25 protein-coding genes and 1 tRNA gene are annotated in these 23352 nt (G+C 70.7%); 15 read left to right on the forward strand and 11 right to left on the reverse strand.

The genetic code is table 11. The features are described 5' to 3' along the window. Window positions 1-50 precede the first annotated feature (50 nt). Entirely contained in the window at window positions 51-686 is a 636-nt protein-coding gene (gene upp / locus PGH47_RS20800) for a uracil phosphoribosyltransferase (protein ID WP_107905080.1), read from the reverse strand. Window positions 687-824: 138 nt separating this feature from the next. Between upp and PGH47_RS20805 the strand changes: the two genes are divergently transcribed. The 9 genes from PGH47_RS20805 (at window position 825) to PGH47_RS20845 (ending at window position 6197) form a co-directional block, all read left to right on the forward strand. Continuing rightward, window positions 825-1019 carry a hypothetical protein gene (locus tag PGH47_RS20805; RefSeq protein WP_030952803.1) on the forward strand — a complete coding sequence of 65 codons (195 nt, stop codon included), beginning with the start codon at window positions 825-827 and terminating at the stop codon, window positions 1017-1019. A gap of 314 nt (window positions 1020-1333) precedes the next feature. Beyond that, window positions 1334-1867, forward strand: a complete 534-nt coding sequence (locus PGH47_RS20810) for a tRNA adenosine deaminase-associated protein (RefSeq protein WP_271668106.1) — start codon at window positions 1334-1336, stop codon at window positions 1865-1867. Between the two features lie 38 nt (window positions 1868-1905). Further along, entirely contained in the window at window positions 1906-2337 is a 432-nt protein-coding gene (gene tadA, locus PGH47_RS20815) for a tRNA adenosine(34) deaminase TadA (protein WP_271664688.1), read from the forward strand. A gap of 63 nt (window positions 2338-2400) precedes the next feature. Continuing rightward, window positions 2401-2485 (forward strand) — tRNA-Ser (locus tag PGH47_RS20820). A 162-nt stretch (window positions 2486-2647) separates the two neighbouring features. Beyond that, window positions 2648-2827, forward strand: a complete 180-nt coding sequence (locus PGH47_RS20825) for a hypothetical protein (protein WP_271664689.1) — start codon at window positions 2648-2650, stop codon at window positions 2825-2827. Beyond that, window positions 2824-3117 carry a Dabb family protein gene (locus PGH47_RS20830; protein WP_030952811.1) on the forward strand — a complete coding sequence of 98 codons (294 nt, stop codon included), beginning with the start codon at window positions 2824-2826 and terminating at the stop codon, window positions 3115-3117. Before PGH47_RS20825 ends, PGH47_RS20830 begins: the two co-directional genes overlap by 4 nt. Window positions 3118-3295: 178 nt before the next feature. Beyond that, window positions 3296-4150, forward strand: a complete 855-nt coding sequence (locus PGH47_RS20835; protein WP_030952812.1) for an RNA polymerase sigma factor SigF — start codon at window positions 3296-3298, stop codon at window positions 4148-4150. Window positions 4151-4418: 268 nt separating this feature from the next. Then, entirely contained in the window at window positions 4419-5339 is a 921-nt protein-coding gene (locus PGH47_RS20840) for an RNA polymerase sigma factor SigF (RefSeq protein ID WP_125527713.1), read from the forward strand. A gap of 39 nt (window positions 5340-5378) precedes the next feature. After that, entirely contained in the window at window positions 5379-6197 is an 819-nt protein-coding gene (locus PGH47_RS20845; RefSeq protein WP_271664690.1) for a hypothetical protein, read from the forward strand. Between the two features lie 27 nt (window positions 6198-6224). On the opposite strand, the gene PGH47_RS20850 is transcribed toward PGH47_RS20845, so the two are convergent. Then, a complete protein-coding gene (locus PGH47_RS20850; RefSeq protein ID WP_271664691.1) occupies window positions 6225-6419 on the reverse strand; it encodes a hypothetical protein in 195 nt (64 codons plus the stop codon). 206 nt (window positions 6420-6625) lie between these two features. Here PGH47_RS20850 and PGH47_RS20855 point away from each other — a divergent pair, with 206 nt between their 5' ends. The 4 genes from PGH47_RS20855 to PGH47_RS20870 all read left to right on the forward strand — a co-directional run bounded on the left by PGH47_RS20855 (window position 6626) and on the right by PGH47_RS20870 (window position 11092). Beyond that, complete coding sequence (locus tag PGH47_RS20855) at window positions 6626-7126, forward strand: MarR family winged helix-turn-helix transcriptional regulator (RefSeq protein WP_271664692.1); 501 nt, start codon at window positions 6626-6628, stop codon at window positions 7124-7126. Between the two features lie 13 nt (window positions 7127-7139). Next, window positions 7140-9650 carry an MFS transporter gene (locus PGH47_RS20860; RefSeq protein WP_271664693.1) on the forward strand — a complete coding sequence of 837 codons (2511 nt, stop codon included), beginning with the start codon at window positions 7140-7142 and terminating at the stop codon, window positions 9648-9650. Window positions 9651-9746: 96 nt separating this feature from the next. After that, window positions 9747-10571 (forward strand): YceI family protein, encoded by an 825-nt coding sequence (locus PGH47_RS20865; RefSeq protein ID WP_271664694.1) that lies wholly within the window; start codon window positions 9747-9749, stop codon window positions 10569-10571. Window positions 10572-10621: 50 nt separating this feature from the next. After that, window positions 10622-11092 carry a PPOX class F420-dependent oxidoreductase gene (locus PGH47_RS20870; RefSeq protein WP_107905058.1) on the forward strand — a complete coding sequence of 157 codons (471 nt, stop codon included), beginning with the start codon at window positions 10622-10624 and terminating at the stop codon, window positions 11090-11092. 120 nt (window positions 11093-11212) lie between these two features. Here the strand turns inward: PGH47_RS20870 and PGH47_RS20875 are convergent, their stop codons facing one another. The 8 genes from PGH47_RS20875 to PGH47_RS20910 form a co-directional block, all read right to left on the reverse strand. Next, complete coding sequence (locus PGH47_RS20875; protein WP_271664695.1) at window positions 11213-11971, reverse strand: TetR/AcrR family transcriptional regulator; 759 nt, start codon at window positions 11969-11971, stop codon at window positions 11213-11215. A gap of 121 nt (window positions 11972-12092) precedes the next feature. After that, on the reverse strand, window positions 12093-13598 hold the full coding sequence (locus PGH47_RS20880) for an MFS transporter (protein WP_271664696.1): 1506 nt from the start codon (window positions 13596-13598) through the stop codon (window positions 12093-12095). Window positions 13599-13700: 102 nt separating this feature from the next. Next, window positions 13701-15914, reverse strand: coding sequence for an ArnT family glycosyltransferase (locus PGH47_RS20885; RefSeq protein ID WP_271664697.1), 2214 nt, complete (start codon window positions 15912-15914; stop codon window positions 13701-13703). Next, window positions 15911-17395 (reverse strand): bifunctional glycosyltransferase family 2/GtrA family protein, encoded by a 1485-nt coding sequence (locus tag PGH47_RS20890; protein WP_271664698.1) that lies wholly within the window; start codon window positions 17393-17395, stop codon window positions 15911-15913. The genes PGH47_RS20885 and PGH47_RS20890 overlap by 4 nt, the downstream gene beginning before the upstream one ends. A gap of 14 nt (window positions 17396-17409) precedes the next feature. Continuing rightward, window positions 17410-19026: a sensor histidine kinase gene (locus tag PGH47_RS20895; protein ID WP_271664699.1), complete on the reverse strand. Its 1617-nt coding sequence runs from the start codon at window positions 19024-19026 to the stop codon at window positions 17410-17412. Then, window positions 19023-19763 carry a response regulator transcription factor gene (locus tag PGH47_RS20900; protein ID WP_030956349.1) on the reverse strand — a complete coding sequence of 247 codons (741 nt, stop codon included), beginning with the start codon at window positions 19761-19763 and terminating at the stop codon, window positions 19023-19025. The genes PGH47_RS20895 and PGH47_RS20900 overlap by 4 nt, the downstream gene beginning before the upstream one ends. A 140-nt stretch (window positions 19764-19903) precedes the next feature. Beyond that, window positions 19904-20782 (reverse strand): DUF2797 domain-containing protein, encoded by an 879-nt coding sequence (locus tag PGH47_RS20905; protein ID WP_271664700.1) that lies wholly within the window; start codon window positions 20780-20782, stop codon window positions 19904-19906. Window positions 20783-20821: 39 nt separating this feature from the next. Further along, on the reverse strand, window positions 20822-21202 hold the full coding sequence (locus PGH47_RS20910) for an HGxxPAAW family protein (RefSeq protein ID WP_271664701.1): 381 nt from the start codon (window positions 21200-21202) through the stop codon (window positions 20822-20824). 127 nt (window positions 21203-21329) lie between these two features. Here PGH47_RS20910 and PGH47_RS20915 point away from each other — a divergent pair, with 127 nt between their 5' ends. Continuing rightward, on the forward strand, window positions 21330-21812 hold the full coding sequence (locus tag PGH47_RS20915) for a MarR family winged helix-turn-helix transcriptional regulator (protein ID WP_271664702.1): 483 nt from the start codon (window positions 21330-21332) through the stop codon (window positions 21810-21812). A 12-nt stretch (window positions 21813-21824) separates the two neighbouring features. On the opposite strand, the gene PGH47_RS20920 is transcribed toward PGH47_RS20915, so the two are convergent. Beyond that, window positions 21825-22241, reverse strand: a complete 417-nt coding sequence (locus PGH47_RS20920; RefSeq protein ID WP_271664703.1) for a winged helix-turn-helix transcriptional regulator — start codon at window positions 22239-22241, stop codon at window positions 21825-21827. Between the two features lie 97 nt (window positions 22242-22338). Here PGH47_RS20920 and PGH47_RS20925 point away from each other — a divergent pair, with 97 nt between their 5' ends. Further along, window positions 22339-23166 (forward strand): NAD(P)H-binding protein, encoded by an 828-nt coding sequence (locus PGH47_RS20925; RefSeq protein WP_271668107.1) that lies wholly within the window; start codon window positions 22339-22341, stop codon window positions 23164-23166. Window positions 23167-23352 lie beyond the last annotated feature (186 nt).

Consider the following 23352-nt stretch of genomic DNA (forward strand, 5'->3'; position numbering starts at 1 on the left):
GCAGCCGCCACACAACCGCACCCGTTACGGCGAAAGGGCCAACAGCCCCCTTACTCGGCCGCCCCGTAAAGACGGTCCCCCGCGTCCCCCAGCCCCGGCACGATGTACCCGTGCTCATTGAGGTGGTCGTCCACGGCGGCCGTCACCACGGTCACCGGCGTCCCCGCCAGCTCCCGCTCCATCAGCTCCACGCCCTCGGGCGCGGCGAGCAGCACCACCGCGGTCACGTCGTCCGCGCCGCGCTTGATGAGCTCCTGGATCGCCGCGACCAGCGTGCCGCCGGTGGCCAGCATCGGGTCCAGGACGTACACCTGGCGCCCGGAGAGGTCCTCCGGCATGCGCGTGGCGTACGTGGAGGCCTGGAGGGTCTCCTCGTCGCGCACCATGCCCATGAAGCCCACCTCGGCGGTCGGCAGCAGCCGGACCATGCCGTCCAGCATGCCGAGCCCGGCGCGCAGGATCGGCACGACCAGCGGGCGCGGGTAGGACAGCTTGACGCCGGTGGTGGCGGTGACCGGGGTCGTGATGTCGACCGCTTCGGTACGCACGTCCCGCGTGGCCTCGTAGGCGAGCAGGGTGACCAGTTCGTCGGCCAGCCGACGGAAGGTCGCGGAGTCGGTGCGCTGGTCGCGCAGCGTGGTGAGCTTGTGGGCGACCAGGGGGTGGTCGACGACGTGGAGACGCATGTCCACAACATTAACCGGGCCGGGTATGCCCGGCGCCCCCGCACGCGGCAAGCCAGGGGCCGCGGCATCACCCGTGCGCTGGCATCAAACCGCCCATCGGAGGGAAAGTGGGAGGGACGTAGCGGGGGTGGTGAGCCGATGCCTGATCCGGAATCCCCGGAGCGTCCCACGCAGGACGCGCCGGACGAGAGCGACGCCGCGCGCCGGCGGCGCCGGGCCCAGTTCCTGCGGGAACTCGCCGAGGCCCGGGAACTGCGGGACCGCGTCCAGCCGCGCCGCGCCAAGGCGGCCCGGCTGCGGCACGCCCTGCGCATGCGCACGTTCCGCTGGTAGGGCGAGTCGCACGGGAAGATCGGCTGGTCTGCGCCTGGTTGGGCGGTGGGCGTGCGTGGACACCCCGGAAAAGCCGCGTACGATCCGCACGTGGCGGCAACGAGTGCGCTGGTGGGTCCATCGCGGACATGCTCGCGGAACCTTCGGGCCTGCGCGATCAAAACTGCCGGACACAGGGAGTCGAAGACGTCCCCTGGACGCCTTGTTTCTGCCACGATGCCGAGTGGGTGGGGCTCGGTCCCGAAGCCGCCCCACCTCAACCTCCGCCGGGGGGAACCCCAACCGGCACGCCTATGACCAGTGGGAGAGTCACGGTGTACTTCGCCGCACTGCTCGCGCGCACCGAAGACGGGTGGGAAGCGAGCGACACAGAGCTCGACGATGTTGAGACCTTGTCGGATCTGGCCGACCTGGCCCGTGAAGCCTCTCCCGAGGACGACACGGTGCTGGTGCTGATCGAGCAGGAGGACGCCTGGTTCGGCGTCGTCCGTATCGACGGCGAGGACGACCCCCGTATCTACGTCTCGGACGCCGCAGCAGCCGCCCGCAGCAGTTACGGCGAGATCCTGCTCACCGACGAACTGCTCGGAAGGGAGCCCGGTGACGACGACGCCGACCTCGACTCCCTCGACCTCGACGGCACGGAGGAGCCCGACGGCGACTCCGAGGACGACGACGAGGACGGCAGCGGTGCCGACGCGGTGCCGCACAGCCCCGTCGGCGACAGCGAGATCCTCGACGACCTCGGCGTCGGCGAGAAGGAGCTGAAGTCCCTGGACGCCGAGGACGCCCTCAGCACGATCGCCGAGGCGCTGGGCGCCTCGGAGGTCCTGGAGACCGTCCGCTGACCTCGTTCGACCCCGTACGCGACCGCTGGCGGGCGGCGATGCAGCTCGCCCTGGACGAGGCCGAACGGGCCGTCCGGGGCGGGGACGTCCCCGTCGGCGCCGTGGTGCTGTCCGCCGACGGCACCACCGTGCTGGGCGCCGGCCACAACGAACGCGAGGCGACCGGCGATCCGACCGCCCACGCCGAGGTGCTGGCGATCCGCAGGGCCGCCGCGGAACTCGGCGAGTGGCGGCTGACCGGCTGCACGCTCGTGGTCACGCTGGAGCCCTGCACGATGTGTGCCGGCGCGATCGTGCAGTCCCGGGTGGACCGGGTCGTCTACGGTGCCCGGGACGAGAAGGCGGGCGCGGCCGGCTCCCTCTGGGACGTCGTACGCGACCGCAGACTCAACCACCGGCCCGAGGTGATCGAGGGCGTGCTCGCCGAGGAGTGCGCCCGCCGGCTCACGGACTTCTTCCGGAGCCGCTGAGCCGCCTCCGGCGTACGAATACCGATTTCAGAGCAGGGCCCGGCGTGCTGTAAGGTCTCCCTCGGTAGCGTGTCCGAGCGGCCGAAGGAGCTCGCCTCGAAAGCGAGTGTGGCGCAAGTCACCGAGGGTTCAAATCCCTCCGCTACCGCTGAAGAGGGGCCTCGTCCATTGGACGGGGCCCTTCGTGCTGTTGATCTCCGCAGAGGGGCGAAGGTTACACTCACCGCCGGTAACCCGAGGCTCTTTCGGCTCTTTCGACTCAATCGGCACGGCAGGCATGGCAGGCGCACCAGCCACAGGGGAGGCCGCGATGGCGGTGAATTCGAAGAAGATCGCCGTCTATGTGCTCGCGGTCTTCGCGCTCTACGTGATCATCACGGACCCGGCCAAGGCGGCGGACTACGTCCAGGTAGGGTTCGAAGGCATTTCGGACGCCGCGCAGGCCATCGGCGACTTCATGACCTGGATCGCCAACGGAGGAGACTCATGATCCGCCACCTCGTCCTGTTCAAGCTGAACGAGGGTGTCGAGCGGGACGACCCGCGGGTCGTGGCGGGCGTCGAGGCCTTCCGCTCACTGGAGGGCAAGATCCCCGAGCTGCGCCACTGGGAGCTGGGCTGGAACTTCAGCGACCGCCCCATCGCCTACGACTTCGCCATCAACTCCGCCTTCGAGGACACGGCCGCCCTGCGCGTCTACGCCGAGCACCCCGAGCACCAGGCGGGCGTCGCCCTGTGGCGGGAGTTCGCCACCTGGGTGATCGCCGACTACGAATTCTGAGCCGCGCCACCCCGCTTCCGAGCCGCGCCACCCCTCGATCCACCCGGAGCCCTCCGCCGTAACGGCGGGGGGTTTTCGCGTGTCTTGCGCGGCCTTCCATTCTCAACACGGGATTATGCGGTACTTGAACACAATGAACTGTCTTGTGATGCTATGACCGCTTTTGACGGATGAGTTGATGGATCACGAGGTGGAGTTGACCGTGCCGGCCAGTACTGCGCCTCAAGCCCCGACCCAGGAGGACACGCCCGCGTCCCCACCGCCCCGCAGCAGGGGTGCGGACACCCGGGCACTCACCCAGGTCCTCTTCGGGGAGCTCAAGGAGCTGACGCCGGGCACGCCGGAGCACAACCGCGTGCGCGGGGCGCTCATCGAGGCGAACCTCCCGCTCGTGCGCTACGCGGCCGCCCGCTTCCGCTCCCGCAACGAGCCGATGGAGGACGTGATCCAGGTCGGCACGATCGGGCTCATCAACGCCATCGACCGCTTCGACCCGGACCGGGGCGTGCAGTTCCCGACGTTCGCGATGCCGACCGTGGTCGGCGAGATCAAGCGGTACTTCCGGGACAACGTCCGCACGGTCCACGTACCGCGCCGGCTGCACGAGCTGTGGGTCCAGGTCAACAGCGCGACCGAGGACCTCACCACGAGCTTCGGGCGCACCCCCACGACCGCCGAGATCGCCGAGCGGCTGCGCATCACCGAGGACGAGGTGCTGTCCTGCATCGAGGCCGGCCGCTCGTACCACGCCACCTCGCTGGAGGCCGCCCAGGAGGGCGACGGGCTGCCCGGACTGCTGGACCGGCTCGGCTACGAGGACCCGGCCCTGGACGGCGTGGAGCACCGGGACCTCGTACGGCATCTGCTGGTGCAACTCCCCGAGCGCGAGCAGAGAATCCTTCTTCTGCGGTACTACAGCAACCTCACCCAGTCGCAAATCAGTGCGGAACTCGGGGTGTCCCAGATGCACGTATCGAGGCTACTCGCGCGTAGCTTCCAGCGACTTCGTTCGGCGAACCGGATCGACGCGTAACCGTATAGAGGATCGATCGGTCACCGTCGCGGCTGAATCGCTCACCAGGGCGGATCCCGACAGTTCTGGCCCGAAATACCGTCAGACCCCCTTTATCCAGGGCGGATTCAAGTCTCACATGTCGACATGTCACTACAGCGTGTTGCCGACATGTGACATTCTTCGGGAAGCGCGTTTGCCGTGGCTTCGGCTCCGGTATTCAGGTGAAGGCTGGCGTTCCTCGATCGGAGCGTTCGCCACGACCGTCCCGCGACCCAAAGGGGGTGGCATGTCCGCAGACCAGGGCAGCTCGAAGGTGCTCACGCTCACGAAGAGCGAGTCCGCGCCCGACGCCGCGCTCGACGATGTACCGGCCTTGGAGGCCCTTCCGGCCGCCGATCTCCCAGCCGCTCCGGCTGCTGATCTGCCGGCCGTTCCGACCACGGCGGACATCGACACCCGCACCCTGTCCCGCTCCCTGTTCCTGCGGCTCGCCGCACTGGACGAGAACAGCCCCGAACGTGCGTACGTCCGGGACACGCTGATCGAGCTGAACCTCCCGCTCGTGCGCTACGCGGCGGCCCGCTTCCGCTCGCGCAACGAGCCGATGGAGGACATCGTCCAGGTCGGCACCATCGGCCTGATCAAAGCGATCGACCGCTTCGACTGCGAACGGGGCGTGGAGTTCCCGACGTTCGCGATGCCGACCGTGGTCGGCGAGATCAAGCGGTTCTTCCGCGACACGTCCTGGTCGGTGCGGGTACCCAGGCGGCTCCAGGAGCTGCGCCTGGCGCTCACCAAGGCCAGCGACGAGCTCTCCCAGAAGCTCGACCGCTCCCCGACGGTCACCGAACTGGCCACCGTGCTCGGCGTGTCCGAGGAGGACGTCGTCGACGGCCTCGCGGTCGGCAACGCCTACACGGCCTCCTCGCTGGACTCCCCGGCTCCGGAGGACGACGGCGGCGAGGGTTCGCTCGCGGACCGGCTCGGCTACGAGGACACCGCCCTGGAGGGCGTCGAGTACCGCGAGTCCCTCAAGCCGCTGCTGGCCAAACTGCCGCCCCGTGAGCGGCGGATCATCATGCTGCGCTTCTTCGCCAACATGACCCAGTCGCAGATCGGCGAGGAGGTCGGCATCTCCCAGATGCACGTCTCCCGGCTGCTGACCCGGACCCTGGCTCAGCTCCGCGAGGGGCTCATCTCCGACTGACCCCTTCATATTTGACGGAGCGTCAGCCACCATGGCCCGATGCTTCGGCGGATTTGGACGACCTCGACACATGGCCGTCGGTGCGCCCTGATCGGCGCGTCGGCGGCCGTCGTCTGTCTGGGCGGGACGCTGGCCGCGTGCGGAGGCGGCGGGGGCGGCGACGGCTACATCGCCACGGGAGCGGCGGGAGGCCCGCCCCGCGTCTCGGGTACGGCCGCCGCGCCGACGGGCGAGGTGACGCTGGTGCCGCTCGACGGACCGGAGAGCGACGGCGCCGCGGACAGCGGCCTGGGCGGGAGCGGCGGCGATGGGGCCGGGTCCGGCAACTCCCCTGGCTCGGAGGGGAGTCAGGGGCCGACATCGGCCTCGGGGACCGGACGGGAAGGGACGGACGGTTCCGCCAGTCCCCCGAGCAGCACCCGGGGCCCCGCGGACACATCGGCCGGCTCGGCCACCACGCCCGGCGATTCGACCGGGAACTCGACCGGCGGTTCGACCGGCGGTTCGACCGGGGGCTCGGGCGGCGGCCCGGCGTCCTCGGCGCCGCCCTCGCCCGCGAAGCTGGCCGTGAGCGACCCGGTGCGCAAGCCCACGGACAAGCGGTGGTGCGAGAAGGTGACGCTCGACCTGCACAACTCGGGCGGCACGCCCGTGCGTTCGGGCACCGTGACCTTCGGCACCCACATCATCGGCGCGCTCGGCATCGACTGGGCGACGATCGAGTCGTCGGAGGAGCTCCCGGCGCCGATCGGGGCCGGGGAGCGCAGGGATAAGACCTGGACGGTGTGCGTCGACGCCTGGCGCGTGCCGCTCGGCATGCACATCGAGACGCAGGACGTCTCCGTCCAGTGGAAGTGAACCGGCGCCGGCGGGAGCCGGCGGCGACTACTTGAGCGCCAGCCAGGCCACCGCCGCGACGATCACGACCGCGGCGACGACGCCGATGATCATGCCGATGCGCGGACCGGAAGAAGCCTGCTGCTGCCGACCGCCCTGCGGGCCCTCGTCGACGAACGCGCGGAACATCTGGGTGCTGCCTGCGGGGTCGTTGTTGCCCTGGGGGCCCTGGGTGTTAGCCATGGCCTGAGACCCTAGCGAATCCGCCCGTGCGGCCCAAGTGGGGGCCCGACCCCTGCACAGGGGGCCACAGAACCTGCCCCACCTGCACATTTACGGTCGCAATACTTGCCTTTGCCAAGTTTTTGTACCGCACTCACCCCCATTTATTTGCCTGTAGCAACCAAACGCTTCTATGGTTGCCCTAAGCAACAACCGACGGAGGTGTGATGGCCGAGCAGGCGCAGTACGAGGAACTGGTCCGTCAGTTCAGCGCCTTCGGCGCCGTGAAGAGGGAGATGGGACGGATCCTGCCGTCCGACTGCCCGTCCGGCTCCGCCGCCGTACTGACGTTGCTGAGCCGCCACGGGGACATGCGCATGAGCAAGCTCGCCGAGCTGCTGGCCGTGGACATGTCGGTCACCAGCCGCCATGTCGCCCATGTGGCCGAGCGCGGCTGGATCGAGCGCTCCCCCGACCCGGCGGACAAGCGCAGCCGCATTCTGCGCCTCACCCCGGCGGGCGAGGACCGCGTCCGGGAGATGTCCCGGCTGACCACCGAGCTGCTCGCCGAGCGGCTGAGCGACTGGACCGACGAGGAGGTCGCCCAGCTCACCGGGCTGATGACCCGGCTGCGGGCCAGCTTCGACGACTGCCGTTCCGCGCACCGGCCGCCGGCACCCCCCGACCCACCCGAACACTCCCCCCGTACACCCGCGATCACCCAGTAGGAAAAGGAACCCCATGGCAACGACCACACCAGCCGGTGTGCGGGCGCACGCCAAGCACTCAGGAGGGCCGGCCGGCGCTCCGATGTCGCACCGGCAGATCATGGAAGCGCTGACCGGGCTGCTGCTCGGCATGTTCGTCGCGATCCTGTCGTCGACGATCGTCTCCAACGCTCTGCCCGACATCATCAAGGACCTGGGCGGCGGCCAGAGCGCCTACACCTGGGTGGTCACCGCGTCGCTGCTGGCGATGACCGCGTCCACACCCCTGTGGGGCAAGCTCGCCGACCTGTTCTCCAAGAAGCTGCTCATACAGCTGGCCCTGGTCGTCTTCGTGGCCGGATCCGCGCTGGCCGGTCTCTCGCAGAACCCGGCCATGCTCATCACGTTCCGCGCGGTGCAGGGCATCGGCATGGGCGGGCTGTCCTCGCTGGCCCAGATCATCCTGGCGGCGATGATCTCGCCGCGTGAGCGCGGCCGCTACAACGGCTACCTCGGCGCCACCTTCGCCACCGCGATGGTCGGCGGCCCGCTGATCGGCGGCGTCATCACCGACACCGACTGGCTCGGCTGGCGCTGGTGCTTCTACGTCGGCGTGCCCTTCGCGGTCATCGCCCTGATCGTGCTCCAGCGCACCCTGCACCTCCCCGTGGTCAAGCGGAAGGTCAAGGTCGACTGGGCCGGCGCCTTCTTCATCACCGCCGCGGTCTGCCTGCTGCTGGTCTGGGTGACCTTCGCCGGTGACAAGTACGACTGGCTGTCCTGGCAGACCGGCGCGATGACCGGTGGCGCGCTCGCGCTGCTGCTGATCTTCGTCTTCGTGGAGACCAAGGCCGGCGAGCCGATCGTCCCGCTGCGCCTGTTCCGCAACCGCACCATCACGCTGGCCTCGCTGGCCTCCCTGTTCGTCGGCATCGCGATGTTCTCGGGCACGATCTTCTTCAGCCAGTACTTCCAGCTGGCGCGGGGCGAGTCGCCGACCATGTCCGGCGTGCTGACCATCCCGATGATCGTCGGCCTGTTCATCTCCTCGACCGTCTCCGGCCAGGTCATCACCCGCACCGGCCGCTGGAAGGCCTGGCTGCTGGCCGGCGGTGTGCTGGTCACGGCGGGCCTCGGGCTGCTCGGCACGATCCGCTACGACACCGAGTACTGGCACGTCGCGATCTTCATGGCCCTGCTGGGTCTCGGCGTCGGCATGATGATGCAGAACCTGGTCCTCGCCACGCAGAACCAGGTCGCCCCGAGCGACCTGGGTGCCGCGAGCTCGGTCGTGAACTTCTTCCGCTCCCTCGGCGGCGCCATGGGCGTCTCCGCGCTGGGCGCGGTCCTCAGCCACCGGATCACCCACTACGCCGAGGAGGGCCTCACCAAGCTCGGCGTGCAGGGTTCCTCCGGCCACGGTGAGATCCCCGACCTCGACTCGCTGCCGGGCCCGGTGCGCACGGTCATCGAGAGCGCGTACGGCCACGGCGTCGCCGACGTCTTCCTGTACGCCGCGCCGCTCGCCTTCCTCGCCCTCCTGTTCGCCCTGTTCATCAAGGAGGTCCCGTTGAAGACCAAGGGCGCCATGGCGCAGGCCGCCGAGGCCGACAGCCCGGAGCCGGCCGAGATCCCGGCGGCGGCACCGGCCGCGGCCGAGGAGCGGGTGCCGAGCTGGGCCGTCGCCGCCTCGGAGACCGAGACCGGCCCCGAGGGCACCGAGCGGCTCGCCGCCGTGGCCACGGTGGCCCGTGCCGGGGAGACCGGCGGCGCGCCGTCCGGCGGAGTCCCGGTCCGCGGCTTCGTGCGGGGCGCCGAGAGCGCGCCCGTGCCGCAGGCGGCGGTCACGCTGATCTCGCTGGCCGGCCGGCAGCTGGGCCGCTCGGTCGCGCAGGCCGACGGTTCCTACGCGGTCGACGCGCCGGGCGCGGGATCGTACGTCCTGATCGCCTCCGCCGACGGCTTCCAGCCGCAGGCCTCCACGATCGTCGTGGGCGGTGACGAGCCGGTGGCCTACGACATCCTGCTCAGCGGCACCAGCGGCCTGAGCGGCGTCGTGCGCACCTCGCAGAGCGCGCTGCCGGTGAAGGACGCGATGGTGATCGTGACCGATGTGCGCGGGGACCTGCTGGCCACCGCCGCCACCGGTGAGCAGGGCGAGTTCAGCTTCGCCGAGCTGGTGCCGGGTGCCGTGACCGTCGCGGTGAACGCCGCCGGCTACCGGCCGCGTGCCCTGCCCGTCGAGGTCGGCGGCACCGGGGTCACCCGGATCGAGGTCGACCTGGAGGCCGGCGCGCAGGTCCAGGGCGTCGTACGGGCACCGCACGGACCGCTGGCCGACGCCCGCGTGACCCTGGTCGACGCGGCCGGCAACGTCGTGGGCACCGCCACCACCGGGACGGACGGGGCGTACGCCTTCACCGACCTGGACGGCGGCGAGTACACGGTCATCGCCACGGGCTACCCGCCGGTGGCGACCGCCCTGACCCTGACCGGCCCCGGCACCGACGACCACGACATCGAACTCGCCCACCCCGGCGAGTAGTTCGACTCCGGCCCGTGGTGGGCGGCGCGCTCTGAGCGGAGGTGCGTCGGCCGCCGCGGGCCGGTTCTTTTTGAGATCTTCTGAGGAGAACGTGAGATGGGACTGACCGCGAGGATCCGTACCCGGGACGGGTGGGCCGTGTCGCACGCGGTCGTCACGGTGACGGACATGACCGGTACGCAGGTGCTGCGCCTGGAGGCGGACGCGGAGGGGGCCGTACGGGACGCGAATCCGCTGGCCCCGGGGGCGTACACCGTCATCGTCACCGCGGTCGGCTACGCGCCCGCCGCCGCGAGCGCGATCGTCACCGCGAGCGGCCGCGCCGAGGTCGGCACGGTGACCCTGGCCCGCCAGGGCGGCACGGAGCTGCCGCCGCCGGGACCGTGGACCGTCGACCCGGCGCACTCCAGCGTGGCCGCCGTCGCCCAGCACCTGGGCATCTCCAGCGTGCACGGCCGGTTCACGCGGTTCTCCGGCGCCATCGAGATCGCGCCGGACGACGTCTCCAAGTCCCGCGTGGAGGCGGTCATCCGGGCCGACTCGATCGACACGGGCAACGGCATGCGCGACGGGCACCTGAAGTCTCCGGACTTCCTGGATGTCGAGAAGTACCCCGAAATCACCTACCGGTCGACGGGCCTGACGGCCGCCACGGGCACCGACCGCTGGACCGTGCACGGCGAGCTGACCATGCACGGTGTCGTACGGCCGGTCGACCTCGACCTCGCCTACCTCGGCACGGGCGCCGACCCGTGGGGCGGGACGCGGGCCGCGTTCCGCGCGACGACGGAACTGCACCGGGACGACTTCGCCATGAACTACAACCAGGTCGTGCAGGCGGGCATCGCCGCGATCGGTACGACGCTGAAGGTGGAGCTGGACATCCAGGCGGTGCAGGGGGAGACACTGCCGCAAGCGTGACCACGGCAGGGTCAGGCAGAACGGGCCCGTCGGCCCCTAGGCTGCGTTCCATGGCACCGAACATCGCGACCAACACCCGCGTCTCGCTCGAAGAGTTGCTCGACTTCGTACGGCCCCGGCATCGCGCCGTCCTGCTGACCCGGCGGGCGGACGGCAGCCCGCAGGCGTCGCCGTTGACCTGCGGGGTCGACGACTCGGGACGGATCGTGATGTCCACGTATCCGGAGCGGGCCAAGACGCGGAACGCGAAGCGGGACGAGCGGGTCAGCGTCCTGGTGATCAGCGACGAGTGGAACGGGCCGTGGGTGCAGGTCGACGGGACCGCGGAGGTCATCGACTCGCCGGAGTCGGTGGAGCCGCTCGTGGAGTACTACCGGAACATCGCCGGGGAGCATCCGGACTGGGACGAGTACCGGGCGGCGATGCTGAAGCAGGGGAAGTCGATCATTCGGGTGACGCCGGAGAAGTGGGGGCCGGTGGCCACCGGTGGGTTTCCCGCGCGGTTGGTTGAGGGCGCCTAGGGGGCCCGGGGGTGTGGGTCGTCGTGCGGGTGCGGTGCCGTTGTGGCTGGTCGCGCCCACGCGGCGGAGCCGCATATTGATACAGCCCCGCGCCCCTGAAGGCGCTTCGCGCCCTTCGGGTCATGCGCTGCGCGTCACCATCGCCTCGATGCCCGCCACCAAGAGGTCCAGGGCGAACTCGAAGTCGCGTTCCCACATCTCCTCGACCGTGTCGCCGCCCCGGGCCTCCATGAGTTCCGCGGAATCCTGGACGATGTCGGCGGCCTCCGGGGACTGGGACACGTTGCTCATGGCGTGGTGGAAGTAGTCGTCCGGGGTCATGCCGAACGCCGTGCTGCGGGCGATGAAGTGGCCCTCGATCGTGCCGAAGCCGTACACGAACTGGAAGACCGCGGAGATCGCGGCGACCAGGCCGTGCGCGGGCAGGCCGGTCCTGCGGACGATGCGCTGCACCAGCCGGGAGAAGGCGAGGCTGTTCGGGCCGATGTTGACGTACGTGCCGATCAGCGGCGACAGCCATGGGTGGCGCACCAGCAGGCCGCGGTAGGCGCGGGCCAGCGTGCGCAGTTGGTCCCGCCAGTCCTCGTCGGTCTCGGCGTCACGCAGGTCGAGTTCACCGAAGGCGGCGTCGAGGGCGAGTTCGAGGAGGTCGTCCTTGGTGTCGACGTACCAGTAGACGGACATCGCGGTCACGTTCAGCTCGGCCGCCAGCCGGCGCATGGAGAACTTCGCCAGCCCCTCGGCGTCCAGCAGCCGTACGGTCGCCTCGGTGATCCGGTCCCGGTCGAGCCCGGAGGGCTGCCCACCGCGCCCGCCGCGACGCTCCTTGCCCTCCAGCCACACACTGGTCCGAGCGGACTCCCGGGCTGCCCTGGCCATCGCGCACCCTTCCTAGACGTTCGAACACCGGTCACCGAACGCGCCCCTTCAGGGGCGCGGGGAACTGCGCGACCAGCCACAACCAGCCCGCAGTCGCCCGACAACGGTATGCCCCGAGCTCTCAGGCGGAATCTCCCCTTTCAGCCCGCCGCAGCAAAGCACCCGCGACCAATCCCCCCAACAGCACAGCCAACGCCCCCACCAGCAGACTGGTCTCCAGCCCGGACGAGAACGCGTCCGTGATCTCGGCCTTCTCCTCTGCCGACCCGGCAGCCGCCAGCGCCGCGGGCAGCGACGTCGCCGCCACCGGAATCAGCGCCGCGAACCGCGAGTTGAGCAGTGCCCCCAGCACGGCGACCCCCAGCCCGGTGCCGAACTCCGCCACCGTGCCGTTGATCCCGCCGCCGACCCCGGCCTTCTCCGGCGGAATCGCACTCATGATCGCGTGGGACATCGCCGGACTCGCCACCGCCGCGCCCGTGCCGATCAGCACCAGCCCCAGCAGCGTCCCGGCGTAACCGCCGGAGGCCATCGTGGCGATGGCGGCCAGGCCCGCCGCCATCACCGCCATGCCGAGACCGATGGCGAGCGGGGTGCCCAGCCGGGCCGCCCACTTCGCCGCCACACCGGTGAAGTTCAGCGCCACGATCATCAGGGCGAGCGGCGCCGTCCGCAGCCCGGCCTCCAGCGGCTCGTAGCCGAGCACGAACTGCATGTGCTGGGTGAGCAGGAAGAGCGACCCGCCCATGCCGAAGGTGATCAGCACACCACCCGAGACCGCGCCCGTGAACCGCCGGTTCCGGAAGAAGTGCATGTCGATCATGGGGTACGGGATCCGGCTCTCCCAGTACGCGAAGGCGGCCAGTACGACGACGGCCACCACCGCCGTCAGCAGGACCCGGCCCGACGTCCAGCCGTGCTCCGGCCCGGAGATGATCGCGTAGACCAGGGCGGCCATGCCGATCGTGGAGAGCACGGCGCCCAGCAGGTCGGGGCGGTCGCCATGGGGGTTCTTCGACTCGGGGACGAGCACCACGACGGCCACCAGGGCGAGCGCCGCGACCGGAATGTTGATCAGGAAGATCGCGCCCCACCAGAAGTGGTTCAGCATGAAGCCGCCGAGCAGCGGTCCGGCCGCGAAACCCAGCGAGTTCACCGCGGCCCAGATGCCGATCGCCTTGGGCTGCTCCTCCGGCGTGAAGATCTGGATCGCCACCGCGAGGACCGTGGTCATCAGCAGCGCGCCGCCCACGCCCATCCCGGCGCGCGCGGCGATCAGCTGGCCCGTGGAGTCGGCGAGGCCGGCCACGAGTGAGCCCACGCCGAACAGGGCCAGGCCCGCGGCCAGCATCTTCTTACGGCCGTAGCGGTCGGCCGCGCTGCCGGCCGTGAGCAGCAGACCCGACTGCACCAGCGAGTAGGCGTTGATCATCCACTGGATGTCGGAGGTGGCCGCGCCCAGTTCGCGGGTGAGCGAGGGGATGGCCACGTTCAGGACGGTGTTGTCGAGCACCACGGTCAGCACCGCGAGGCAGAGGACACCGAGGATCAGCCAGCGCTGCGGGTGACCTCCCGGGGCCTCGGGCTGCGGCTGGGCCGGGGCCTGTTCCTGGGGGGACGTCGTCATGTTCTACACCGTAAGGCAATCCCTATACGGTGTACAACGGAGATACGGGAAGGGGCGGTGGCGCGGGCCACCGCCCCTTCTCAGAGGGACCGTCGGGGACTGTCAGCTGTCGCTCTTCGGCTGCGTCAGGTCGTAGAAGGTGCTGCCGTCGACCGTCACCGACTCGAAGTTCTCCTGGACCCAGGAGCTGATCTGCGAGGAGGTGCCGCTGCTGCCGCCGCCCATGCCGCCGCCGCTGCCGCTTCCGATGAAGTAGTGGATCTTGCCGTCCGCCACGTACTTCTTGAACTCGGCCAGCGTCGGGGACGGGTCGGTGCCGTTGAAGCCGCCGATCGCCATCACCGGGTCACCGGTGGAGAGCTGGTAGCTCGCGGCGTTCTGGGCGCCGATGGCCGCGGCCGCCCAGGTGTAGTGGTCGGCGTTCTTCTCCAGCAGCGCCTTGGCCTCGTCGCTGACGCTGGCGCCGTTGAGCAGACCGCCCGCGCCGCCACCGCCGCCCATGCCGCCCTCGCCGGTGGGGCCGCCGCCGGGCATGCCGCCCTGCTGGTTCTGGCCCTGGCCCTGGGTGTTGCCGTTGCCGTTCTGCTGACCCGGCATGCCGCCGCCGAAGCCACCGCCACCGGGGAAGCCGTTGCCGCCCTGCTGGTTCTGCCCCTGCTGGCCCTGCTGGTTCTGGCCGGGCATGCCGCCCCCGCCGGGGCCGCCGCCCATGCCGCCTCCGCCGCCACCGGGACCGCCCCGGCCGCCCGCGACCGCGGGACCTGCGGTGACGATCGAGCCGCTGTGGCCCTCGTTCACCGTGGTGAGGGTGTACGCGGCCGGCCCGGCCAGCGCGGCCACGAGGCCCAGGCCGACGACGCCGAGGGTCAGTTGACGGCCCAGTCGGCTCGCGAAGATCAGGCCGAGGGCGGCCGCGAGACCGCCGACCAGTACGACCCACTTCAGCCAGGGCAGGTAGTCCGAGGAGCGGTTGAGCAGGACGTATCCCCAGCCCGCGGTGGCCGTCATCGCGGCCGCCAGGGTCAGCGATGCCCACGCCTTGTCGCGCTTCTCCCAGAGCAGCACCGCGCCCATACCGATCAGCGGGGCGATGTAGGGGGCGAGGGCCACCGTGTAGTACTCGTGGAAGATGCCCTGCATGTAGCTGAAGACCAGCATGGTCGTGACCAGCGCGCCGCCCCAGACCAGGAACGAACCCCGCGTCACCGACGTACGCCTGGCCTTGCGGGTCGCCACCAGGCCCGCGATCAGAAGGATCAGCGCGGCCGGGATCAGCCAGGAGATCTGACCGCCGATCGAGGAGCCGAAGAGGCGGTCCCAGCCGGTCTCGCCCCAGTTGCCGCCTCCGTTGCCGCCACCGCCGCCACCGCCGACGCTGCCGGTCTCGTCGCCGTTGAGCCGGCCCAGACCGTTGTAGCCGAAGGTCAGTTCGAGGAAGGAGTTGTTCTGCGAGCCGCCGATGTACGGGCGGGAGGAGGCGGGCCACAGTTCGACGATCGCGACCCACCAGCCACCGGAGACGACGATCGCGGCGAGGCCCGCGGCGAGCTGGCCGATCCGCTTCCTCACCGGCACCGGGGCGCAGACCGCGTACACGATCGCGAGCGGCGGGAGGATCAGGAAGGCCTGGAGGGTCTTGGCGAGGAAGGCGAAGCCGATCGCGGCTCCGGCCCACACCAGCCACTTCGTACGGCCGTCCTCCAGGGCCCGGATGACGAAGTAGCAGGCCACGGCCATCAGCAGGGCCAGCATCGCGTCCGGGTTGTTGAACCGGAACATCAGCGCCGCGACGGGGGTGAGCGCGAGCACCGCGCCAGAGATCAGACCCGCCGCGGGACCGAACCGGCGGCGCACGGCCGCGTACACCACGGCCACCGTGCCGACGCCCATGAGGACCTCGGGGAGCAGGATCGCCCAGGAGTGGAGGCCGAAGAGGCGGACCGACAGGGCCATCGGCCACAGGGAGGCCGGGGGCTTGTCGACGGTGATGGCGTTCGCCGCGTCCAGCGAGCCGAAGAAGAATGCCTTCCATGACTCGCTGCCGGCCTGGACCGCCGCCGAGTAGAAGGAGTTGGCGTAGCCGGAGGCGCTCAGGTTGTAGAGGTAGAGCAGGAGGGTCGCGAGCAGGAGGCCGAGGAAGGCCGGGCGTGCCCAGCGCGGGTCCTCGGGCCGGCCGCGCCAGAGCCGCCGTACGAAAGGCTGCTTCGGTTCGCCGGCGTCGGGGGCCGGCTCCGCGTGCGGGGGCGTGGACGGTGGGCCCCAGGTCTCGGGGCTCGTCCCTCTGTCGTAACCGGTCTGGTCGTAGTGGACGGTCATCGGTATTCCCTCGACTCGGTGTCGTGCGGGCGCACCGGCTGCAACTGCATGGTGGCGTCCCGCCAATTGCCGTCCGCGGCTTCACCGGCGCGGAACCGATCGGTGTCGTACATGGGGTGAGGTGCGCCCGTCGGACGCTGCGGGAGCGGGCCGTAAGGGCTCCGCCCCGCCATGGAGTAGGTCGGCGAGGACGGGTTGTGGGCGGGGACGTGCGAGGCGACGACCGTGGAGTCGATGTCGTCGCGCCGGTCCGGGAACACCCACGCCCGGAAGAGCAGGAAGCGCAGGACCGTCGCCGCGAGGTTGGCGGCGATCAGGACCGCGAGTTCGGTGGAATGCGCCGGGTCGCTGCTGGCCGCGTTCAGGGCGGCCAGCGAACCGCTGGTCAGGGCAAGTCCGATACCGAAGACGACCAGGCCCTGCGCCTGGTGCCGTACGGCGCCGCCGCGGCCGCGCACTCCGAAGGTGAGACGCCGGTTGGCCGCCGTGTTGGCGACCGCGGAGACCAGCAGCGCGAGCGCGTTGGCGATCTGCGAGCCGGCGAAGACGCGGAAGCCGCTGTAGAGCAGCAGGTAGAAGAGGGTGGACAGGCCGCCGACGACACAGAACCCGACGAGCTGGCGGGCCAGGCCGTTGGGTACGTCCTTGATCTCGCGGTCCCTCGGGTCGTCGCCGAACGGCCGGGCGAGCCGGTCCAGCGGCAGCGAGCCGGTCGCCAGGGCCCTGCCCACCCGCCACACGCCCTTGAGGTCGTCCGTCGCTGTCTTCACGATGTGGACCGTGGAGTCCGGGTCGTCGACCCAGTCGACCGGCACCTCGTGGATCCGCAGGCCCGCGCGCTCGGCGAGCACCAGCATCTCGGTGTCGAAGAACCAGCCGGTGTCCTCCACCAGCGGCAGCAGCACCTGCGCGACATCGCGGCGGATCGCCTTGAAGCCGCACTGGGCGTCCGAGAAGCGGGCCTGGAGGGAGCCGCGCAGGATGAGGTTGTAACTGCGGCTGATGAACTCCCGCTTGGCGCCGCGCACCACGCGCGAGCTGCGGCTGAGCCGGGAGCCGATCGCCAGGTCCGAGTGACCGGAGATCAGCGGCGCCACCAGCGGCAGCAGGGCGTTGAGGTCGGTGGACAGGTCCACGTCCATGTAGGCGAGGATCGGGGCCTCCGACGCGGACCAGACGGTCCGCAGCGCCCGGCCGCGGCCCTTCTGCTCCAGCCGGAACGCCCTGACCTCCGGGAGCTCCGTCTCCAGCCGCCGCGACACCAGGGGAGTGGTGTCGGTCGACGCGTTGTCCGCGATCGTGATGCGGAACGCGTACGGGAAGGTGCGCTTGAGGTGATCATGCAGTCTCAGCACACACGGCTGGAGGTCCTTCTCCTCGTTGTAGACGGGGATCACTACGTCCAGGACAGGCGTACCGGCGTCTCCGGCCGGGAGGTGCTCCCGCGCCGGCAGGTTGCCGGGAGAAGAGTCGGTTCGCATGGAACCGACTTTCGTCAGGCGCCCTGTTCCACCCATGTGGTGACGCTGTGTTGTACCTGTGAGTGCTGTTGCCAGCTCATTTCGGGGCTGGGCGGCACGGGCAGCGCCGGCAGATGCACGGTGAAGACGGTGCGTCCGGGCATGCTGTCGACGGTCACGGCACCGCCGTGCGCGGTGGCCACGGCCTGCACGATGGCCAGGCCGAGGCCGGTGGAGCCGGTGGCGCGGGAGCGCGCGGAGTCGCCGCGCGCGAACCGTTCGAAGACGTGCGGCAGCAGATCCGGCGGGATGCCCTGCCCGTTGTCCTCGACGTCCACGCACAGCCACGGGCCCCGCCGTTGAACACGCGCAGTGACCGTCGTGCCGGTCGGGGTGTGGTTGCGGGCGTTGCCGAGGAGGTTGACGAGGACCTGTTGCAACCGGGCCGCGTCCGCCGACACGAGCGCGGGCTCGTCGGGCAGGTCGAGACGCCAGTTGTGGTCCATGCCGGCGGCGCGGGCGTCGCTGATGGTGTCCACGACGAGCGGGATCAGATCGGTCTGCTCGAACTGGAGGGGACGGCCCGCGTCGAGCCGGGCGAGCAGCAGGAGGTCCTCGACGAGGAGGGTCATCCGGCCGGCCTCGGACTCGATACGGCCGAGGGCGTGTCTGGTGTCCGGGCCGACGTCCTCCCTGCCGCGTCTGGTCAGCTCGGCGTACCCGCGGATGGACGCGAGGGGTGTACGCAGCTCATGGCTGGCGTCCGCCACGAACTGCCGCACCCGCATCTCGCTCTGCTGGCGGGAGTGCAGGGCGCCGTGGACGTGGTTCAGCATGCGGTTGAGCGCGGCGCCCACCTGCCCGACCTCGGTGTGCGGATCGCACTCCGACTCGGGGACCCGCTCCTTGAGGTTCACCTCGCCGGTGTGCAGAGGGAGTTCGGAGACCCGGGTGGCGGTGGCGGCGACGCGGCGCAGGGGGCGCGTGGCGACACCGACGATCACGGTGCCGGCGATCCCGGCGGCCACGAGGGCGGCGGCGGTGACGCTGGCTTCTATGAGGATGAGGGTGTTGAGGGTGCCGTTGAGTTCCGCGGTGGGGATGGCCACATAGAAGCTGCCGTTGTCGCCGGTCTTGTACTCGACGCGGTACTCGCCGAGGGAGCCGAGGTCGACGGTGTGCTTCTTGTCGTCCTGGGCGACCTCGTTGAGCGCCTCGATCTGGGACTCGGTGAGGTCGCCGGGCACCATTCCGCTGAAGTCGGCGCTGTTCTCGCCCTTCTCGCCGATCGCGGCGTCGGTGATGCTGCCGTTCTCGACCTTGGCGATGACCGTGCCGGACGGTTGCGGACCGCGCGTGACGAACTGATCGAGGCTGAAGGACTCGCGCCCCTTGGTGACCACGTCGTTCTTCACGGGGTCACCGCCGGGCGGTCCGCCGATGCCGGCCGCCCGGCCGACGGCCTCGGTCAGCTTGCCGTCCAACTGTTCGTACAGATGCGAGCGCAGCGCCAGCGTCGTCACCGTGCCGATCACCGCGCACACCACGGCGATCAGCACCACGGACGCGACGACGAGCCGCGTCCGCAGGGTGCGCGGCTGGCCCGCCCGCCGCTGCCGCTTCTGCGTACGCGGTCGTCGTCGCCCGCTCATGACACCGCGGGCTTGATCAGATAGCCGGCTCCGCGCCGGGTGTGGATCATCGGCTCTCGGCCGGCGTCGATCTTGCGGCGCAGATAGGAGATGTACAGCTCGACGACGTTGGCCTGCCCGCCGAAGTCGTACGACCAGACCCGGTCGAGTATCTGGGCCTTGCTGAGGACACGCCGCGGATTGCGCATGAGGAAGCGCAGCAGCTCGAACTCGGTGGCGGTGAGGTGGATGTTGTCCCCGGCCCGCGACACCTCGTGGCTGTCCTCGTCCAGCGTGAGGTCACCGACGACCAGTACGGAGTCGGACCGCCGGTCCGCGGCGCCGGAACGCCGGATGAGCCCGCGCAGCCGGGCGACGACCTCCTCCAGGCTGAACGGCTTGGTGACGTAGTCGTCCCCGCCCGCGGTGAGCCCGGCGATACGGTCCTCGACGGCATCCTTGGCCGTCAGGAACAGCACCGGCACGTCCGGGAGCTCGCGGCGCAGCCGCCCGAGGACGGTCAGGCCGTCCATGTCCGGGAGCATCATGTCCAGGACGACGGCGTCGGGCCGGAACTCACGCGCGGTCTGGACGGCACCCGTGCCGTCCCCCGCGCTGCGGATCTGCCAGCCCTCATAGCGAAGGGCCATGGACAGCAGTTCGGTGATCGACATCTCGTCGTCCACCACAAGCACTCGGACGGGGCTCCCGTCCGGCCTCAGCAGTTCGGTGCGCCCCTGGGGCGAGGTCGTGGTCATGGTGGACACCTTGTCGGGGCCCTCTTAGAACACGCTTTCCGCAACCTGTGATTTTCCTAAGAAACGCACAGGAGGCTCTCAGGCAACCCCTGGGAAGTCCCTGGCGGAGAGCGATTTCCCGGCTCCCTACCGGGCCGTCCTCAGAACAACCCGTCCTGCATGGTCGCCTCCCGCTCCCTGAACTCCCTTACCGGCACCGTCAGTTCCCCGTCGCCGCGGGTCGGCAGCAGTTCCCACCCCGTCATCAGCCGCGTGTCGACGACGACCACCCCGCCGCCCGCCTCGACGTGCAGGTCCGGTCCGGCGGCCGCCACCAGCCGTCCGCTCACCGCCCCGCCCGCGACGAGTTCGGTGACCTCCCCGACGGCACCCGGCAGATCCGCGAACCCGAACACCCCGGCGTGATCGACCGGTTGGCAGGGTTCGCGGACCAGGGACTCCGGCCAGGCGTCCAGCGCGACCGCCCGGGCGTGCAGGTCCTCGACCTCGGCCGCGCGCTCCGCCGCCGACGCCGGCAGCCCGGAGCGCACCGCCCGCTTGTCGGCGTACGGAATCCGGTCCGGCACGCGCAGTGCCGCCCGCAGCAGTTCCTCCGTGCGCCGTGCCGCCATCAGCGGGCCGGCGCCCAGCCAGCTGAAGCAGACCGCGCCCTGCTCAAGGAGCCGCGCCGAGCCGCGCTCAAGGGCGGTGATGCCGACCTTGGTCATCCCGGGCCCGAACCAGGCCAGATATACGTGGTACGGCCGCGGGTCGTCCGCGATGGTGTCGGCGGCCACCGAGTGCGCCCGGTCCAGCCGAGCGCAGTCCTCGCAGCGCGCTCCCGTGCTGCGCCCCGATACGGCCGCCCGCACCGGACAGGCGTGCCCCCGCGCTCCCACGCATGTCCGAACACCCCCTTCGGCGACCCCGAAGGCCACCCGCTTCCCCCAGGTCAGCGGCGAGCGCCGACCGCCGTCCCACGCCAGCTCGGGGCCGTCGGCCGACCAGCGCAGCCCCTTGCATCTCCATGCCTGTGCCATCGCTCATCGAGCCTAGGGGGTGCCACTGACAACGCCCTTTCAGCGGCCGACCGAACCGGCCTCGGCGACGACAGGCTCGCCGGCCACGGCGGGTTCGCCGCCCACGGCAACCACGTCGGCCGTACGCCGCCCGCGCCCCGCGAGCCGGCAGCCCCAGCAGTCCGGATGCCCCTCCCGCACGGTCAGGTCGCGCACCCCCATGGGCCACTGCCCGCGCGGCCGGGGACCCGAGGGCTTGCCCCAGCCGGAAAGATGCAGGGCCCAGGTCACTAGGAGGCTCGCGACCAGGATCCCGAGCCCGCCCACCATCAGCGGGGCCGAGACCACGCATATCCCCGCACCCAGCACGGCGGATCCGACGGTCGCGATCCCGGTTCCGGTCCAGCCCGCGACCGTGTGCCCCTCGTCATACTGGCTCACGTGCCTGCCTCCCTCTCGTCTCTCGTCAGGGCAGCGGAAATCACCCACGTCCGTGAGGGACCCAGAATCTCTCACGTCGTAAGAAGTTTAGACGCTAAATCTCTCACGAGCTAAGGTAATAAGGAAGATGCAAGCCACGCCGCGTCCCACCGCCACCCCGGCCCAGGCGCTGGAGGCGATGGACTCCCTCATCGCCGCCCACCTGCTCGGCCAGCAGGAGATGGCCCAGCGGCTGGGCCTGAACATCACCGACCTGCTCTGTTTCGCCTGGGTCCTGAAGGCGGGGGACGACCTGCTCACGGCCGGCGAGCTCGCGGAACACGCGCACGTCACGACCGGCGCGATGACCGGCATCCTCAACCGCCTGGAGCGGGCCGGCTACGTCACCCGCCGCCCCGACCCGGCCGACCGACGCCGGGTCCGGGTGGCCGCCGTACCGTCCGCGGTCGAGCGGGCCGGGGCCCTCTACGGCCCCTACTACGCCCGCCTCAACGAGCTCTTCGCGAGCTACTCCGCCGACGAGATCGCGGTGCTCACGGACTGGTTCACACGGACGACGGGACTGGCGCAGACCTACATCGACGAAATGCGCGAGCAGGACAAGGACTGAGCGCGACCGGGGTCAGCGCGCCCTGCCAACCCCCGGCGCCCGCCGGTCCTCCCGCGCGTCGTAGGCCACCCGGGCCCGCTCGACCGCGTCCAGGTGCACGGACCACTCCGACAGCGCGGCGAACAACGGCGCGAGGCTGCGACCCAGTTCGCTGATCTCGTACTCGACGCGTGGCGGGACCTCGGCGTGATACGTGCGCACGACCAGCCCGTCCCGCTCCAGCTGCCGCAGCCGCTGGGTCAGCACCTTCGGCGTGATGGTGCCGATGCGGCGCTCCAGCTCGACGAAGCGCTGCCGGCCGTACTCGTGAAGTGCCCACAGGATCGGGGTGGTCCAGCGGCTGAAGACGATGTCGACGACGGGCGCGACGGGGCAGGCATTCGCCGGATCGGCACCCCGCGGCACCCGATTCCCTGTGCTCTCGGTCACAACTGCCCCCGTCCGCCAATACTTTCCTCTCGGTACCTACTACCCCCACAACAGTAGCGTCGCCGTACGAGATCCGAACTCGGAACGGAGACCGATGATGATCGTGGTGACCGGAGCAACGGGCAATGTGGGAAGGCCACTTGTGCGGGCGCTGGTGGACGCGGGCGAGCGGGTGACGGCGGTCTCCCGCCGTGTCTCCGCCCATGACGTACCGGCGGGGGTCCGCCACCACCCGGCCGACCTCACCGAGCCCGAACGCCTGAGACCCGCGCTCGACGGGGCCGAGGCCCTGTTCCTGCTGACCTCCGGCGACTTCATGGCGGCCGGCGGCGACCTCGGAGCCGTACTGGACGTCGTACGGGAATCGGGCGTCCGGCGCGTGGTCCTGCTGTCGTCCCAGGGAGTCGGCACGGGCGACCACCCCTCGGCGCTGGAGGACGCCGTCAAGGCGTCCGGCGTGGAGTGGACGATGCTGCGGCCCGGCGCGTTCCACTCGAACGCCCTCCAGTGGGCCGACACGGTCCGCACGCGACGGGAGGTCGCCGCTCCCTTCGGCGACACGGCCCTGCCCACCGTCGACCCTGCCGACATCGCGGACGTCGCGGCGGCGGCCCTGCGCGCACCGGGCCACGCCGGCGAGGTGTACGACCTGACCGGCCCGGCGCCGGTCTCGCCCCGGCAACAGACCGCGGCGATCGGAGCGGCCCTGGGGGAGCCGGTCCGGTTCACCGAACTGACCCGCGCGCAGGCCCGCGAACACATGCTGCGCACCATGCCCGAGCCGGTCGTCGAGAGCACCCTCGACCTGCTGAGCACCCCACCGGCCGCGCTGCGGCGGGTGAGCCCGGCCGTCGACCAGGTCCTCGGCCGACCGGCGCGGTCGTTCGCGGACTGGGTGGAGCGGAACGCCGGTGCCTTCCAGTAGCAGGGCAACCATGAAGGCCAGAGGGGCGTTGGTAGAGCCTGCCCCACCTTGGATCCGGTAGGACACTCCATCGTTTCCGGCCGTGCACGACGGCATCGTTGACGCCAGTTCATCCCGGCCGAACTCCGGCCCTGCCTCCCCCGGCTGAAACCCGGCCGACACCCGCTGAAGCCCGCCTGAGGCCGC

Source organism: Streptomyces sp. HUAS 31 (assembly GCF_028198125.1).
GTDB lineage: Bacteria > Actinomycetota > Actinomycetes > Streptomycetales > Streptomycetaceae > Streptomyces > Streptomyces chartreusis.